This window comes from Streptomyces sp. NPDC058470, from assembly GCF_042721055.1.
In the GTDB taxonomy this organism is placed as follows: domain Bacteria; phylum Actinomycetota; class Actinomycetes; order Streptomycetales; family Streptomycetaceae; genus Streptomyces.
The window spans coordinates 93,792-108,133 of record NZ_JBHXMF010000018.1 but is presented as its reverse complement, the minus strand read 5'-3'; the positions used below and the strand labels follow the sequence as shown (position 1 = coordinate 108,133).

Below are 14,342 nucleotides of genomic sequence, written 5' to 3'. Positions count from 1 at the left end.
TCCCGGTTTCGGGTCAGGGTTCCCGGTTTCGGGTCAGGGTTCCCGGTTTCGGGTCAGGGTTCCCGGTTTCGGGTCAGGCGGAGAAGCCGACGATCTTCTGCGGGACGACACGGATGATCACGCGGACCTCGTCGTCCTTCTCCGCCGGAGGGTCGATGCCGAGGTACTTGTGGGAGAGCTCGTACGGGAGGCGCTTGGCGTCGTCGGGGAGGATCTCGGCGGTGCCGCGGATCTCCACCGAGGTGTAGGGGTTGGCGAGGTCGAAGACCGAGAGGCTGATCCGGGGGTCGCGCTGAAGGTTGCGCACCTTCTGGCGTCCGGCGGTGGAGGAGAACAGCACGGTGTCGCCCTCGCGTTTGATCCAGACCACCGAGTTCTGCGGAGCGCCGCCGGGGCCGAGGGTGGCGACGCTGGCGAAGTTCTTGGCGTCGAGGAGGGTGCGGACCGATTCAGCGAAGGAGAGCGTCATGACCATCATCATAACTATATGCACGTGCATGCAGAAGGGTTTTGAGTGACTGGCCTCGATCAGCCGTTCCAGGCGGGATGGCGTGGGTCGTCGGCGCGTACCAGGACGTCGGCCGTGTCGCCCGGGTCCGTGTCGGTCTCGTAGCGCGCGAAGGCGGGGAGGGTCCAGTGCTCGGTCTCGGGAGTGCGTCGGCGGAGTGCACCTGGGGAGAGGAGCACGTGAACGCTGAGGTCGAAGGGGAACCAGTGGCGAAGGAGGAAAGGGCCGTGCAGCAACAGGGGGCTGCCTGGCGGGAGTTGGACGTAGGGGCTGCGGGTGGCGCGGTCGGTGGCCGGATCCCAGAGGTCGGGCAGGACTCGGCCGTCGCCACCGGGTTCGAGGGGGCCGAAGACCTCACGCCACAGGGCGCCCGTGTCGAACCAGCCGTCGTAGTACGACTCCACGTCCTCGCGGCCGTATTCGAGCCGCACCGACGAGGGACGCAGGAAGCCCTCCGTTCCGACCACGAGCGAGGAACGGCCTCGTATACGGAGAGCTGCGGAGACACGGTCCGCGAGTTCGCCGGGGCGGGCGGCCGGGGCTCCGTCGAAGGCGATGCGCGGCCAGGGGCTGCCGTCGTCCGGTTTCAGGTCGAGCAGCCGCTCGGCGAGAAGGTCGCCGAGCCTTTCCCAGGTGATCGCTTCGAGTCGCACGTAGCCCATGATGCCGCGATCAGGAGGCGTTCTCGTGGGCGTCGCGGGCGGCGAGGAGTTGCGGAAGGTGCGTGGCGCTCCAGGTGCGGGCGGCGTCGAGGAGGGGGATGAGGGTGCGGCCGAGGGGAGTGAGGGCGTATTCGACGCGGGGCGGGTTCTCGTCGTATGCGGTGCGGGTGACGAGTCCGTCGCGTTCCATGGCGCGGAGGGTCTGGCTGAGGACCTTGGGGGTGATGGCGCGGAGCGGTACACGTAGTTCGGTGAAACGGCGCGGGCCGCCTTCGAGGCAGCGGATCACCATGCCGGTCCACTTGTCCCCGACCCGGAAGGGCATCGCTCCGGACGGGCACACGGGGTCGAACATGTCGGAGGCGAGGCTCCCGGCCGGCGCCGGGCGCGGCTCGACACGTGACGGCTCGGTACGTGACGGCTCGGTACGTGACGGCTCGGTACGTGACGACTCGGTCATCGTTCGAGGCTAGCGCCGATTTCGTTGAAGTAACCGGTATCCCGTGCATACCGTCCAGGTCAGGCGGTGAAATGCGCTGCCTGGCAAGGGGGTTGGGCATGGCTGGGATCGTCGTGTTCGGAGCGGGCGGACGCGCGGGGCGGGCGGTGACGGACGAGGCCCGGAGGCGGGGGCACCGGGTGACGGCCGTGGTGCGGGAGCCGGGGCGGTATCCGGAGCTCGGCGTGGACGGTGTCTCGGTCGTACGGGGTGATGTCACCGATCCGGTGTCGGTTGCCGGAGTGGTCGGCGGGCATGCCGCGGCCGTGCACGCCGTGTCGCCGTTCAGTGGTCCGGAGCAGGGATTGGACTCACTCGACCCGGAGTTCTTCGTCAGGGCCGCGGACTCGCTGCTCGGCGGGCTGGCCGGGGCGGGGGTACGCCGGCTCGTCGCCGTCGGGCTGTTCGCGAACCTCCTCGGGGCGGACGGCCGGGCGGTGATGGACGATCCGGAGGCTTTCCCGGCGGAGATCCGGCCGTTCGCGCTGGCGCACGCGGAGGGGCTGCGGCGACTGCGGGACGCGGCGGGCGAGGAGAAGGGGGGCCGGGAGGGTGCGGACAGAAACGGCGGGAGTGGAGAGCATGCGAACACGGACGGCGGGGGCGGGGAGGGTGCCGACCGAGCGGGTGCGGACAGGGAGGGTGCCGGCCGAGCGGGTGCGGACAGGGAGGGTACGGCTGACGTCGACTGGGTGATGCTCACGCCGCCGGCCCGGTTGGAGGACGGCGCCCCGCGCACCGGGCGGTACCGGTTCGGGGGCGAGAGCGCGCCGGACGGTGCCGCGCACCTGTCGTACGCGGACCTCGCGGTGGCGGTGCTTGATGAGATCGAGGCGCCGACATTGCACCGTACGCGGGTGTCGGTCTTCAACCCGGGGTCACCCCTGAGATGACTCCTGGTCCGGCTCCTGGTCTGTTCCTGGTCTGTCCCTAGTCCGGCGCCTGACTCGGTTCCTGATCCGTCTCCTGATCCGTCTCCTGACTCGGTTCCTGATCCGGTTCCTGATCCGTCTCCTGACTCGGTTCCTGATCCGGTTCCTGATCCGGTTCCTGATCCGGTTCCTGATCCGGTTCCTGATCCGGGTTTCCCCGAAGCCGGCGACGTAGATCCCGGGTCGGACAGGGGAATGAACCGCGTATGGCACCGATCACAACTCCCCCGCACCGCACCGGACTTCTCGTCATCCAGCCGCTCAAGAAGCGACAGTGCGCCGAATGCCGGACCGGGCCGCTCGCGTTGCTGGTGCTGGAGGAGGGGGCGCCGCGGTGTCTGGACTGCGCGGATCTCGGGCATCTGGTGTTCCTGCCGCGGGGCGACACCGCACTGACGCGGAGGTCGCGGGAGGGGAGTGCGCTGTCGGCGGTGGTGGTGCGGTTCAACCGGCGCAGGAGCCGGTACGAGCGGCAGGGTGCGCTCGTCGAGGAGGCGGCGCTGGCCCGGGCCGAGGAGCGGTGCCTGGCGGACGCGGAGGCGCGGCGGCGGCGCCGGGTTCGGGATGCGCGACGGAGGGAGGCGGAGGATCTGCGGTTCACGGACGCCTTCGCGCGGGAGATCCGCCGGTTGTTTCCGGGCTGTCCGGCCGACCGGGCGCGGGACATCGCCGTGCACGCCTCGGTGCGTGGGAGTGGGCGGGTGGGGCGCAGCGCGGCGGGTCGCGCGCTGTCCGAGGCGGCGTTGGCCTCGGCGGTTCGGGCGTCCGTGCGGCACATGGATACGCCGTACGACCAGTTGCTGATGAGCGGGGTGCCTCGGTATGAGGCGCGGCGGCGGATCGCTGTGGTGGTGGAGGCCACCGTGCGGGGGTGGCATGCCGGGCAGGCGTTGCCGTGACGTAGAGGCCGGTTTTCGCCCCCTCCGCCCCTACCCGTCCCTTGTTCCTGGGGGCTGCCGTCCCCAGACCCCCGCATCGCGCTGAACGCGCTCGTCCCCAAACGCCGGACAGGCTGAAAGGCCTCGCCCTCCTCGCCCGCCTCGCCCTCGAACGCCGAACCGGCCGGTAGGCCCCTGGACGCTCCCGTATGCCCCCGCGCCCCTCAGCCATGGTCACCGTCGCCGTGCGGGTTTTCACTTGTGGTGATGGCGGGCTTCGGGTCGATGCGGGAGTGGACATGATCGATGGACCGTACTTCGTGCTGACGTTGCTGGGTGTGCTGGGCTGTGGGCTGGTGGCCGGGGTGTTCTACGGGTTCTCGTCGTTCGTGATGAGGGCGATCGCCGAGCTGCCTCCCGCGCAGGGGATCGCCGCGATGAAGTCGATCAATGTGTTCGCGTTGCGCCCCGCGTTCATGCTGGCGTTCATCGGGTCGGCGCTGCTGTGTGCCGCCATCGCGGTGGTCACGTTCGTGCTGCTGCCGGACGAGGGGGCGGTGGAGCTGTTGCTGGGCAGCGCGCTGTATCTGGTCGGGTGCTTCGGAGTGACCGTCGCCGCGAACGTCCCCCGCAACGACACGCTCGCCAAGATGGACCCCGGTAGCCCGGCGGCAGCCGCGTACTGGCCCACGTACGTGCGCGAGTGGTCGATGTGGAACCACATCCGCACGGTCGCCGCGGCCGCCGCGTCGATCTCCTACGTCCTCGCCCTCGCCTGAGCCGCCCCGGGGGAGCAGAAGCGGAACCGCAAGCAGAGGCCGCGAGCTGAGCGGCGCGGCCCGCGGCGGCGTCGTATCGTGGCCGGAAAGGTGTGCCGCCCGGAGGCCGTGGGCCAAAGAAGTCCGACGGCCGTGCGGCCCCGTGCCCGTCGCGTATGCAAGGGGGACGGCCATGGCCGATCCCAAGGGATTCATGACCACACCGCGCGAGGAGTATCCGCGTCGGCCCGTCGAGGAACGGGTGCGGGACTGGAACGAGGTGTACGTCCCCGGAGCACTGCTGCCGATCATCAGCAGGCAGGCCGATCGTTGTATGGACTGCGGGGTCCCCTTCTGTCACGAAGCCTGTCCGCTGGGCAATCTGATCCCCGAGTGGAACGACCTCGTCTCCCGGGAGGACTGGCGGGCGGCGAGCGACCGGCTGCACGCCACGAACAACTTCCCCGAGTTCACGGGGCGGTTGTGCCCCGCGCCGTGCGAGGCGGGCTGCGTGCTCGCGATCAACCAACCCGCGGTCACCATCAAGAACGTCGAGGTCGCCATCGCCGACCGCGCCTGGGCGGACGGGCTCACGCCGCCGCGCCCGCCGGACCGGCTCTCCGGGCGGACGGTCGCGGTCATCGGTTCGGGGCCCACCGGGCTTGCCGCGGCACAGCAGTTGACCCGGGCCGGGCACACCGTGGCCGTGTACGAGCGAGCCGACCGGATCGGCGGGCTCATGCGGTACGGGATCCCGGCGTTCAAGATGGAGAAGCGGCATCTGGACCAACGGCTGGGCCAAATGCGGGCGGAGGGAACCAAGTTCCGTACGTCGACGGTGGTCGGGCGGGACATCGGGGCGGCGGAGCTACGGGCGCGCTACGACGCCGTCATTCTTGCCGTGGGCGCGACGGCCTGGCGTGACCTCCCCGTACCGGGGCGGGAGTTGCAGGGTGTCCACCAGGCGATGGAGTACCTCCCGTTCGCCGACCGGGTCTGCGAGGGCGACCTGGAGACATCGCCGCTGTCCGCCGCAGGCAAGCACGTCGTCATCGTCGGCGGCGGGGACACCGGCGCCGACTGTCTGGGTACCGCCGTGCGTGAGGGCGCGGCGTCCGTGACCCAGCTCGACATCTATCCGCTGCCGGAGGCGGAGCGCGACCATGACTCCGAGCCCTGGCCGACGTACCCGAAGATCTACCGGCTGTCCGCCGCGCACGAGGAGGCCGACGCGCTGGAGACGGCGCCCACGGCGCACGCGGACGCGCGGATCTTCGCGGCGTCCACACTCCGCTTCACGGGCGACGCGGCAGGGCACGTCCGCTCACTGCACCTCGTCGAGGTGGACGCCGGGCGCCGCCCGGTCGACGGTTCCGGGCGGACGCTCCCCGCCGACCTGGTGCTGCTCGCGCTCGGCTTCTCCGGGCCCGACCGCCACGACGGCCTGATCGACCAGCTGGGCCTGGCCCTCGAGCCGCGGGGCACGATCGCCCGCGACGCGGAGTTCGCGACGAACGTCCCCGGGGTGTACGCCGCCGGGGACGCCGCCCGCGGACAGTCCCTCATCGTGTGGGCCATCGCCGAGGGCCGCGCGGTGGCGGCCGCGGTGGACCGCCGTCTGACGGGCGGCGACTCGCGGCTGCCGACGCCGATCGGGCCGTACGACCGCCCTATGCAGGTGTAGCGACACACGTCGGTCACACCCGTCGGTTATACGCGTCAGCGACGCTCGTCCGTGCCCGCGACCTTTGCCGTCGACAGTGCCACCCGGTTCCAGGTGTTGATCGTGAAGATCAGGGCCAGGACGTGGGCGAGTTCCTGGTCGTCGAAGACGGCGGCGGCCTGCGCGTAGACGTCGTCCGGGACGCCTCCGTCGGCGACCAGGGTGACCGCCTCCGTGAGGGCGAGAGCGGCGCGTTCCCTCTCCGTGAAGAAGTGACGGGCCTCGCGCCACACCGCGACCAGGTGCAGCCGGTCCTCGCTCTCGCCGGCCTTGCGGGCGTCGTTGGTGTGCATGTGGAGGCAGTACGCGCAGTGGTTGAGGTGCGAGGCGCGGATCTGGATGAGCTCGACGAGGGCGGGGTCGAGGCCGTCGCGGGCCGCCGCGTCGAAGCCGATGAGCGCCCGGAAGACCTTCGGGGCGGACTTCGCGAAGTCGAGGCGGGCGTTGTCGGTCACGGCCGCTCCAGCGGCCCCGGCAGTGTTCGTGTTCGTCGTCATGAACATGAATCTACGGGCCCGAAAGACCCGCGGTAGGGTGCATTTCTGTGGCAGAAACATGGGTCAATTCCGCGGAGCGGATCGGTGCCGACCTGCACCTGCAGCTGGATGTGGCCGGGTCCGGCGGGCGCCGCGCAGCGCTGATCGGTGCCCTGCGCGAGGCCGTACGCAGCGGCAGGCTCACGCCGGGCACCCGGCTGCCGCCGTACCGCTCGCTCGCCGCCGACCTGGGCGTCGCGCGCAACACGGTCGCCGAGGCGTACGCGGAGCTGATCGCCGAGGGCTGGCTGACCGCCCGGCAGGGCTCGGGGACCCGGGTCGCCGAGCGTGCCGAACCGCTGGGCGCCCGCGCGCGCGTACCGAAAAAGGCACCTCCACGCGCGCGTGGAGCCCGACACGACCTGCGGCAGGGCACACCTGACGCGTCGTCGTTCCCCCGTACCGCCTGGCTCGCGTCCTACCGGCGGGCCCTCCAGCAGGCGCCCAACGAGGCCTTCGGGCCCGGCGATCCGGCCGGCCGCGTCGAACTGCGTCACGCGCTCGCCGAGTACCTGGCACGCGCGCGTGGCGTGCGCACGGAGCCGGGCCGGATCGTGATCTGCTCCGGTTTCGCGCATGCCCTGCGGCTGCTCTTTCCCGCGGTTCTACGGGGGCCACTCGCCGTCGAGTCGTACGGCCTCGGCTTCCACCGCGAGCTGCTGGCCGCCGCGTCCGTACGGACCGTGCCGCTGCCCCTGGACGAAGACGGCGCCCAGGTGGGCGAGTTGGGCCGGGAACGGGCCGTACTGCTCACGCCCGCGCACCAGTTCCCGACCGGCGGTCCGCTGCACCCCGAGCGGCGTGCCGCCGTGATCGACTGGGCACGCGCGCGTGGCGGCGTGATCCTGGAGGACGACTACGACGGGGAGTTCCGCTACGACCGCAAGCCGGTCGGTGCCGTACAGGGCCTGGACCCGGAGCGGGTCATCCACATCGGCTCGGTCAGCAAGAGCCTGTCGCCCGCGCTGCGGCTCGGCTGGATGGTCCTTCCGGAGCGGTACGTCGATGCCGTGCTCGCGGTCAAGGGCGAGCGGGAGGCGTGGGCGGGCGTACCCGACCAGCTCGCGCTCGCCGACTTCATCGTCTCCGGGTCGTACGACCGCCATGTGCGGCGCATGCGGCAGCGGTACCGGGGGCGCCGTGACCGTCTAGTCGCCGCGCTCGCCGCACGGGCCCCGCACATCGAGGTCACCGGCGTCGCGGCCGGCCTGCACGCGGTGCTGCGGCTGCCGCCGGGGACCGAGCGGTCGGCCGTCAAGGCCGCGGTCTGGCAGGGCGTGGCGCTCGACGGACTGGGCGAGTTCCGGCACCGGGAGGCGGTGATGCCGGCGCCGGACGGGCTCGTCGTGGGGTACGCGACTCCCGCCGAACATGCCTATGGGGCGGCACTTGAGGCGTTGTGCGGGGTGCTGCCACCGGGGTGACCCCTGTCGGTTGCCGGCCGCCGCCGGCCAGAAAGTGACCTCCACGTGACATACAACGCACCCACAGTGGGATCATTGAACGTAGGAGACACGCGTCGTCTCGGCGCCGTCTCCTTGGTTCAACCCATGGCCGCACTGCCCCGGTTGGCAGGTTTCAAGCCCGTGCATCTCGCGCGTGCGGCACGCGCCGGACTGCCGGTGCTTCCCGGGTTCGTGGTGCCGTACGAAGGCTCCGGCGCCTCCGGTGCATTCGATGGCTCCGGCACCTCCGGTGATCCCGGCGCCCTGCGCCACGCCTGGCACGAGCTCTCCGGTGGTGTGCCCGACCCCTCGACGTACGCTCCTCCTCTCCATAGGAGGACACGCAGGAGCCGTCCCTGGCTGGCCAGTTCGCCTCTGTGCTCGACGTACGCGGCTGGCGGGACTCCCGTACGCGCGGTGCGGGGCGGCCCCGACACGCTGGTCGGCGGCGAACAGCCCGGCACCGACTACTCGTTGAACCGATGGGGCCGCTTCGGACCGAACCGCCGAGCGGTACCTCTCCAGAGGACGAACTACCATGGCCGCCCGGTAGACGCACCGCGCCGCCTGTGGAGCCGCCTCCAGCCCGAGTCGCCGCACGTGGAACCGGCTCAAGCCGACGTCACGGCTTGCGCCCCACCGCCCCGTACCCCGGCACCGGCTCGTCGCCCTCCGTCACGATGACCACGCCCAGTTCCGGCTTCCAGTCGGCGAGCAACGCCACGCCGGGGTCGACCAGTTCGAGGCCCTCGAAGAAGCGGGCGATGTCCGCGCGGCCCCGCAGTGCCATGGTCAGGCCGCGCCTGCGGTACATCTCGGCCGCCATGGCCGCCTTCTCCTCGTCGAACTCGCCCGAGGCGTGGGACAGCATCAGGTAGCTACCGGAGGGGAGTTCGGCCAGCAGGCGGTCGACGAGTTCGTAGGCACCGTCCTCGTCGGTGATGAAGTGCAGCAGCGCAACGAGCGAGAGGGCTACTGGCTGGGTGAAGTCCAGGACTTTCCGGGCCTGTTCGAGAATCGTGTCCGGATCCCGCACATCGGCCTGGACGTACTCGATGACGCCCCGTTCCGTGCCGCGCAGCAGGCCCGCCGCGTGGGCCAGCACGATGGGATCGTTGTCGCAGTAGACGACGCGCGCGTCGGGTGCGACCCGCTGGGCGATCTGGTGGAGGTTGGGCTCGGTGGGCACGCCCGTGCCGATGTCCAGGAACTGCCGGACGCCGCCCTGGGCCAGCCAGCGGGTGGCGCGGTGCATGAACGCGCGGTTGACCTGCGCCATGACCGGCACCCGGGGATCGACGGCGAGGAGCTGCTTGGCCATCTCCTCGTCGACGGGGTAGTTGTCCTTGCCGCCGAGGAACCAGTCGTACATCCGCGCGGGATGCGGTTTGCTCGTGTCGATCTCGATGGGGCCCTGCCCGGTCATGACGGTCTCCACATGACGGTCTCCATAGGTCGTCCATGCCGTGGTCCATGCCGTGGTGCGTGCCGTGGTGCGTGCCGTGTCAAGTGATCAGAGCGGCGCCTGGACAGTGATCAAGTCGGCGCCCGGAACTAGGGAGTTGAGGCAGAAGCAGGCAGAAGTAGGCAGAGGAGCGCAACCGGATCAGGACAGCAGGAAGTCCGCGTCACCGGCCTTGGCGCCCTGGATGAACGCGGTCATCTCACCGGGCGTATAGATCAGTGCGGGCCCGTCCGGGTCCGCCGACTGGCGGACCGCGATGCGCCCGTCCGCGAGCTTCATCGCCTCCAGGCAGTTGCCACCGTTGCCGCCGCTCCACGGCTTGTGCCAGCCCTCGCTGCCCAGTTCACGGGCGGGCATTCCGTTGTAGATGCGCGCGTTGCGTATCCGCGGCCTCATGCGTTCCATTCACAGCTCCTTGCGGAGATCCTGAAGGATCTCCTTCGTGCGATGTGCAGTAGCGGCCTGAGCCGCCATACGGTCCATGACCTCAAGGTGGGTCGCCACCTCGGAGCGCGCGTCCAGGTAGACGGCGCCGGTCAGGTACTCGCTGTAGACCATGTCCGGGAGTTCCGGCACGGCGAAGCGGAAGAGCACGAAGGGCCCGTACGTGCCGGGGTGCGGTCCCGAGGAGAACGGGATCACCTGCAGCGTCACGTTGGGCAGCTTCATGACCTCGAGCAGCTTGTCGATCTGGGCGCCCATCACCTCGGGGCCGCCGATGGGGCGGCGCAACGCCGTCTCGTCCATCACGGCCCAGACCCGGGGGGCGTCCGCGCGGGTGAGCAGCGCCTGGCGTTGCATGCGCAGCGCGACATGCCGCTCGATGTCCTCGGGTCTGGTCTGGCCGATGGCGCCCGACTTCAGGACGCCACTCGCGTACTCCTCGGTCTGCATGATTCCGGGCACGAAATGCGGTTCGTACTGCCGGATGAGGGCGGCCGCGCCCTCCAGGCTGACGTACATCGAGAACCAGCCCGGCAGGATGTCGTGGAACCGCTGCCACCAGCCGGGTTTGTTGGCGTCCTCGGCCAGCAGGACGAAGCCCTCGGCCTCTTCGTCGGAGACGCCGTACGACTTCAGGAGGAGCTGGAGGTAGGGGATCTTGAGGGAGACCTCGGCCATCTCCATCCGGCGGACCGTGGCGGGTGCGACACGCAGGATCCGCGCGGCCTCCTCACGCTTGAGGCCCGCACGTTCGCGCAGGTCAAGCAGGCGTCGGCCCAGAACTACCTGGCCGACCGTCGGCGCGGACCGCGGTTCACTCACGTCCCACCTCCACAAAAGAGTCTGACAGCCGGTTCACAGTGCCCTGACAGCCCGGACGGCGCCGTTCGGGGTCCTGTTCGACGATCCCAACTGGCGCCGCTCGGCGTGCTGTTGCGAGCAGTGTGCCACGCGCCTTCACCGAGTCATACGGCACTCTGCATTTTTCATAGTGACTCTTGCCAAGTGTTCACGGCGGGGCGATAGTGGCAAGCGTGACTCCGTCCGTGCCCTTAGGAACAGACGCCGCCGAGGGCCGCTTCGGTCCCGGCGCCGCCACCCAGGACCGGCTTGGTCCCGGTGCAGCCGAGGACCGATCCGGTCTCCGTGCCGCCGTGGGGCCCCGCTCCGGCGTGGCCGCCGAGCGCCGGTTCCGCTTCGAGCTGGCCGCACACCCGGGCTCCGTGGCCCGGGCCAGACGGCTGACCGACGCCTGGCTGTCCGGCTGGGCGGTGTGCGAGGACACCTGCGACACAGCGACCCTCGTCATATCCGAGCTGGTCACCAACGCCATCGTGCACACCGCCGGTGAGCGCGTCTTCTGTGAGCTGCATCACGACGATGACCTGGTGCGGATAGCCGTACGTGACGAGGGGTGCACTCCTGGTCAGCCGCGCCCCTGGCCGCAGCGGCCCGACGAGGAGCATGGGAGGGGACTGCTCCTCGTCGACGCCGTGTGCAGGGCCTGGGGGGCTCAGGAGACGGGCCCCGGGCTGCTGGTCTGGGCGGAGCTGGAGCACTCGGGGGAGCGCCGTTCGCCCGACCGGCTCGACGCGGACACCGGGGCCCGGCTCGACCTGGGATGGAGCGCGAAGAAGCCACCGACCGACGGCCGGGGCACCGGGACGCAAGCGTCCTGGGGAACGGGGACCGAATGAGTGCCAGGGGTACGTCGTCCGCGGGAGCCGTAGCCCCGGTTCTCAGCCTGGACACCCTGGTCCGCCTCAAGCGCGCCCAGCGGGCGCCGGGACCGACCAGACGTCTCCCGGTGCCCCAGGACATGACCGTGCCGCTGGGCTGTGACGCGGTGTCCGTGCCCGCCCGGTTCGGACCGCTGCTGCTGCCGCGGCTGCCCCGGGTGGGCTGTGTCTACGCCGACCGGGCGAACTGGTGGTGGATCGTCCCCTCGGATTCTGATGTCGCCCTGGACTGGCCGGCCCCCGCGTACTACGCCACCGGCGCGGTCCTACCCGACGCTCCCGACACCCCCGGGCTCATCCACAAGCCCGCCGGCACCGTTCCGTACACCCCGCCGATCCCGCTCTATCTGGCCGTGTGCCGGGTGATGGGGACGACACCCGTTTGGTCGCGTCCGATCAGCGCGTAGAGGCGCGGGCTCAGCCCGCTGGATCCCGCCAAGGTCACGACGGCGCACTCCGTACGTGACCGAAGTGCATCCGTTGCCGGAAAACTCCGTCGCCGCCCCGGGTGGAGCGCACCGTTCCTGGGGAATGCACCGTGCGTCCACTCTCGGGGGAGGCCAACGGTGCGGATACGGGCGAAGAAGCGGCGCGGCGACGACAAACCGGCACCCTCCGAATCGGAGCACCTGCTCTTCGGCGGCCCGCTCCGCTATGACATGGGCTGGTCCCAGCACGCCGACGCGTTCCTGGAGCTGAACTTCCGCGCCATGATGACGCGGCTGCCGTCCCTGCTCGCGTCCAGTTTCCGGCTCGCCTGGACGGCGGACCGCCGCGCCGCCCGGATCGTGCTGGCCGCCGAGCTGTCCCGCGGCGTGACACAGGCGGTGAGTCTGCTGGCCGTCAACAGCGTGCTGGGCAGGCTGATGACCAGCGGCCCGGTCGAGGACCGGCTGCGCGGGGCGCTCCCGGCGCTGGTCACGGTCGCCGTCGTGATGCTGTTCGCCGCGCTGCTGCGGGCGGCGTCGACGTACGCGACGGGGCGGCTGGAACCGAAGGTCGAGCGGGTCGCGACCGAGCTGTATCTGGAACGGGCGGCAGCCGTGGAGCTGGCCGCCATCGAGGACGACGCCTTCCACAAGCTGCTGGACACCGCGCAGTACGGCGCCCACTCCGCCCGCCGCATGATCACGATCGCCGCCCGGGTGGTGAACGCGATGATCTCGCTGTGCGCGGCGGCCGGCGTCCTGACGGTGCTGCACCCCGCGCTTCTGCCGCTGCTCGTGACGATGACGCTGCCGAGCGCGTGGAGCGCGCTGACCAACGCCCGGCGCCACTACCAGTCGTTCCACACCTGGGTGCAGCACATCCGCGCCGGGCGCCTGATCAGCAACCTGCTCACCGAGCCCGCCGCGGCTCCGGAGATCCGCGTACACGGCGTCGGCCCGTTCCTGCTGCGCCACTACCGTTCGATGTCGGAGAGCGCGGAGGCCGAGCAGGCGCGCCTGGCCCGGCTCTCCGCCCGCACCGGCTTGATCGCGGCGGCCTGGACCGGCCTCGCCACCGTGGCGACGTACGCGACCCTCGGCGGTCTGCTGCTCGCCGGCGCGATGGCACTCTCCGTCGCCGGTACGGCGGTGATCGCGATCCGCACCGGCTCCGCGAGCCTCGGCACGCTCGTCCTGGAAATCAACTCCCTGCACGAAGACGGCCTGTTCGTGGGCGACCTGCAGCGCCTGTACGTCGAGGCGGCCGAACGCGCGATCCCCCTGGGCGGCGCTCCGCTCCCCGCCGATCCCCGCGAAATACGCTTCGAGAACGTCACGTTCACCTACCCGGGCTCCTCGACCCGGCCCGCGCTCGCGGACGTGACCCTCAGCGTGCCGCTCGGCAAGATCGTGGCGCTCGTCGGCGAGAACGGCTCGGGCAAGACGACCCTGGTGAAACTGCTCGCGGGCCTGTACGCGCCCGAGCACGGCCGGATCCTGTGGGACGACGTCGACGCGGCGACCGCGGACCGGCACCAGCTCGCCGAACGCATCGCGATGCTGGCCCAGGACTTCAAACGGTGGCCGTTCACCGCCCGCGTCAACGTCGCCGTCGGCCGCGCCTCGGCCCCGCTCACCGACGAGCGGCTGGCCTCATCGGTGGCCGAGGCCGGGGCTCAGGACGTCGTGGCGGATCTGCCCCGTGGCCTGGACACCCTCCTGGCCCGCGGTTTCAGCGGCGGGCACGAGCTGTCGGGCGGACAGTGGCAGCGGCTGGGCATCGCGCGGGCCGCCTATCGGCGCGGCACCATCCTGATCGTGGACGAACCCACGGCGGCGCTCGACGCCCGGGCCGAGCTGGAGGTGTTCGAGAAAATCAGGGCGCTGGCGGGCACCGGCCAGACCGTCATCCTCATCACGCACCGGCTGGCGTCCGTGCGCCATGCCGATCTCGTACACGTCCTCGACCAGGGCCGCCTCGTGGAGTCCGGCAGCCCGGCGGAACTCCTGGCCATCGGGGGCGTCTACGCGGAGCTGTACTCGCTCCAGGCGGAACAGTTCACGTCGAAGGTGCCTACGTCGGAGGTCCCGGCCAGGGGGGCCGGTTGATCCCGCGGGAGGAAGTCCGGGACGGCCTCCGGCCTCACTCGACGAGCTCAGCGGCCCGGACAACCACCAGGAACGCGTCCGTCGACAGATCCATGACCACCTCGGCGGCCTGACCTTCCAGACGGCGAGCCTGCGCGAACTCCTCCGCCGGCCACGACCCGCGCGGCCCACCTGCGGGAAAGCGCTTCAGCACCGTTCGCCCGTTCACCCTGCACC

At 70.8% G+C, this 14,342-nt stretch carries 16 protein-coding genes; 8 read left to right on the top strand and 8 right to left on the bottom strand.

From position 1 onward, the window contains the following. Positions 1-73 precede the first annotated feature (73 nt). From ACFWP7_RS15790 to ACFWP7_RS15780, 3 genes are read right to left on the bottom strand one after another with little or no spacing between them, the layout of a single operon-like run. Positions 74-469: a PPOX class F420-dependent oxidoreductase gene (locus ACFWP7_RS15790; RefSeq protein ID WP_384381714.1), complete on the bottom strand. Its 396-nt coding sequence runs from the start codon at positions 467-469 to the stop codon at positions 74-76. Between the two features lie 59 nt (positions 470-528). After that, positions 529-1,170: a uridine kinase gene (locus ACFWP7_RS15785; RefSeq protein WP_384381712.1), complete on the bottom strand. Its 642-nt coding sequence runs from the start codon at positions 1,168-1,170 to the stop codon at positions 529-531. Between the two features lie 10 nt (positions 1,171-1,180). Then, complete coding sequence (locus tag ACFWP7_RS15780; RefSeq protein ID WP_384381782.1) at positions 1,181-1,525, bottom strand: winged helix-turn-helix transcriptional regulator; 345 nt, start codon at positions 1,523-1,525, stop codon at positions 1,181-1,183. Positions 1,526-1,728: 203 nt separating this feature from the next. Here ACFWP7_RS15780 and ACFWP7_RS15775 point away from each other — a divergent pair, with 203 nt between their 5' ends. The 4 genes from ACFWP7_RS15775 (at position 1,729) to ACFWP7_RS15760 (ending at position 5,921) form a co-directional block, all read left to right on the top strand. Further along, on the top strand, positions 1,729-2,562 hold the full coding sequence (locus ACFWP7_RS15775) for an NAD(P)-dependent oxidoreductase (protein WP_384381710.1): 834 nt from the start codon (positions 1,729-1,731) through the stop codon (positions 2,560-2,562). 245 nt (positions 2,563-2,807) lie between these two features. Continuing rightward, on the top strand, positions 2,808-3,500 hold the full coding sequence (locus ACFWP7_RS15770; protein ID WP_384381708.1) for a DUF2293 domain-containing protein: 693 nt from the start codon (positions 2,808-2,810) through the stop codon (positions 3,498-3,500). A gap of 278 nt (positions 3,501-3,778) precedes the next feature. Further along, positions 3,779-4,258: a DUF1772 domain-containing protein gene (locus ACFWP7_RS15765; protein WP_384381706.1), complete on the top strand. Its 480-nt coding sequence runs from the start codon at positions 3,779-3,781 to the stop codon at positions 4,256-4,258. 172 nt (positions 4,259-4,430) lie between these two features. Beyond that, positions 4,431-5,921 carry a glutamate synthase subunit beta gene (locus tag ACFWP7_RS15760; protein ID WP_384381704.1) on the top strand — a complete coding sequence of 497 codons (1,491 nt, stop codon included), beginning with the start codon at positions 4,431-4,433 and terminating at the stop codon, positions 5,919-5,921. Between the two features lie 35 nt (positions 5,922-5,956). On the opposite strand, the gene ACFWP7_RS15755 is transcribed toward ACFWP7_RS15760, so the two are convergent. Continuing rightward, positions 5,957-6,457: a carboxymuconolactone decarboxylase family protein gene (locus tag ACFWP7_RS15755; protein WP_384381702.1), complete on the bottom strand. Its 501-nt coding sequence runs from the start codon at positions 6,455-6,457 to the stop codon at positions 5,957-5,959. A 47-nt stretch (positions 6,458-6,504) separates the two neighbouring features. Between ACFWP7_RS15755 and ACFWP7_RS15750 the strand changes: the two genes are divergently transcribed. Beyond that, entirely contained in the window at positions 6,505-7,920 is a 1,416-nt protein-coding gene (locus tag ACFWP7_RS15750) for a PLP-dependent aminotransferase family protein (RefSeq protein WP_384381700.1), read from the top strand. Positions 7,921-8,563: 643 nt separating this feature from the next. On the opposite strand, the gene ACFWP7_RS15745 is transcribed toward ACFWP7_RS15750, so the two are convergent. From ACFWP7_RS15745 to ACFWP7_RS15735, 3 genes are all read right to left on the bottom strand, one after another. Beyond that, the gene (locus tag ACFWP7_RS15745; RefSeq protein ID WP_384381698.1) at positions 8,564-9,367 is read right to left on the bottom strand and encodes an SAM-dependent methyltransferase; all 804 of its coding nucleotides are present in this window, start codon (positions 9,365-9,367) and stop codon (positions 8,564-8,566) included. Positions 9,368-9,547: 180 nt separating this feature from the next. Continuing rightward, positions 9,548-9,811, bottom strand: a complete 264-nt coding sequence (locus ACFWP7_RS15740) for a DUF397 domain-containing protein (RefSeq protein WP_384381696.1) — start codon at positions 9,809-9,811, stop codon at positions 9,548-9,550. Further along, positions 9,812-10,672 carry a helix-turn-helix transcriptional regulator gene (locus ACFWP7_RS15735; protein ID WP_384381694.1) on the bottom strand — a complete coding sequence of 287 codons (861 nt, stop codon included), beginning with the start codon at positions 10,670-10,672 and terminating at the stop codon, positions 9,812-9,814. It lies immediately after the preceding gene. A gap of 203 nt (positions 10,673-10,875) precedes the next feature. Between ACFWP7_RS15735 and ACFWP7_RS15730 the strand changes: the two genes are divergently transcribed. From ACFWP7_RS15730 to ACFWP7_RS15720, 3 genes are all read left to right on the top strand, one after another. Continuing rightward, entirely contained in the window at positions 10,876-11,547 is a 672-nt protein-coding gene (locus ACFWP7_RS15730; RefSeq protein ID WP_384381692.1) for an ATP-binding protein, read from the top strand. Then, positions 11,544-11,996, top strand: coding sequence for a hypothetical protein (locus ACFWP7_RS15725; RefSeq protein WP_384381690.1), 453 nt, complete (start codon positions 11,544-11,546; stop codon positions 11,994-11,996). The genes ACFWP7_RS15730 and ACFWP7_RS15725 overlap by 4 nt, the downstream gene beginning before the upstream one ends. A 252-nt stretch (positions 11,997-12,248) precedes the next feature. Beyond that, a complete protein-coding gene (locus tag ACFWP7_RS15720; RefSeq protein WP_384381780.1) occupies positions 12,249-14,126 on the top strand; it encodes an ABC transporter ATP-binding protein in 1,878 nt (625 codons plus the stop codon). 34 nt (positions 14,127-14,160) lie between these two features. Here ACFWP7_RS15720 and ACFWP7_RS15715 read toward each other — a convergent pair whose 3' ends face one another. Continuing rightward, positions 14,161-14,334: a hypothetical protein gene (locus ACFWP7_RS15715; RefSeq protein ID WP_384381688.1), complete on the bottom strand. Its 174-nt coding sequence runs from the start codon at positions 14,332-14,334 to the stop codon at positions 14,161-14,163. Positions 14,335-14,342: the final 8 nt, after the last annotated feature.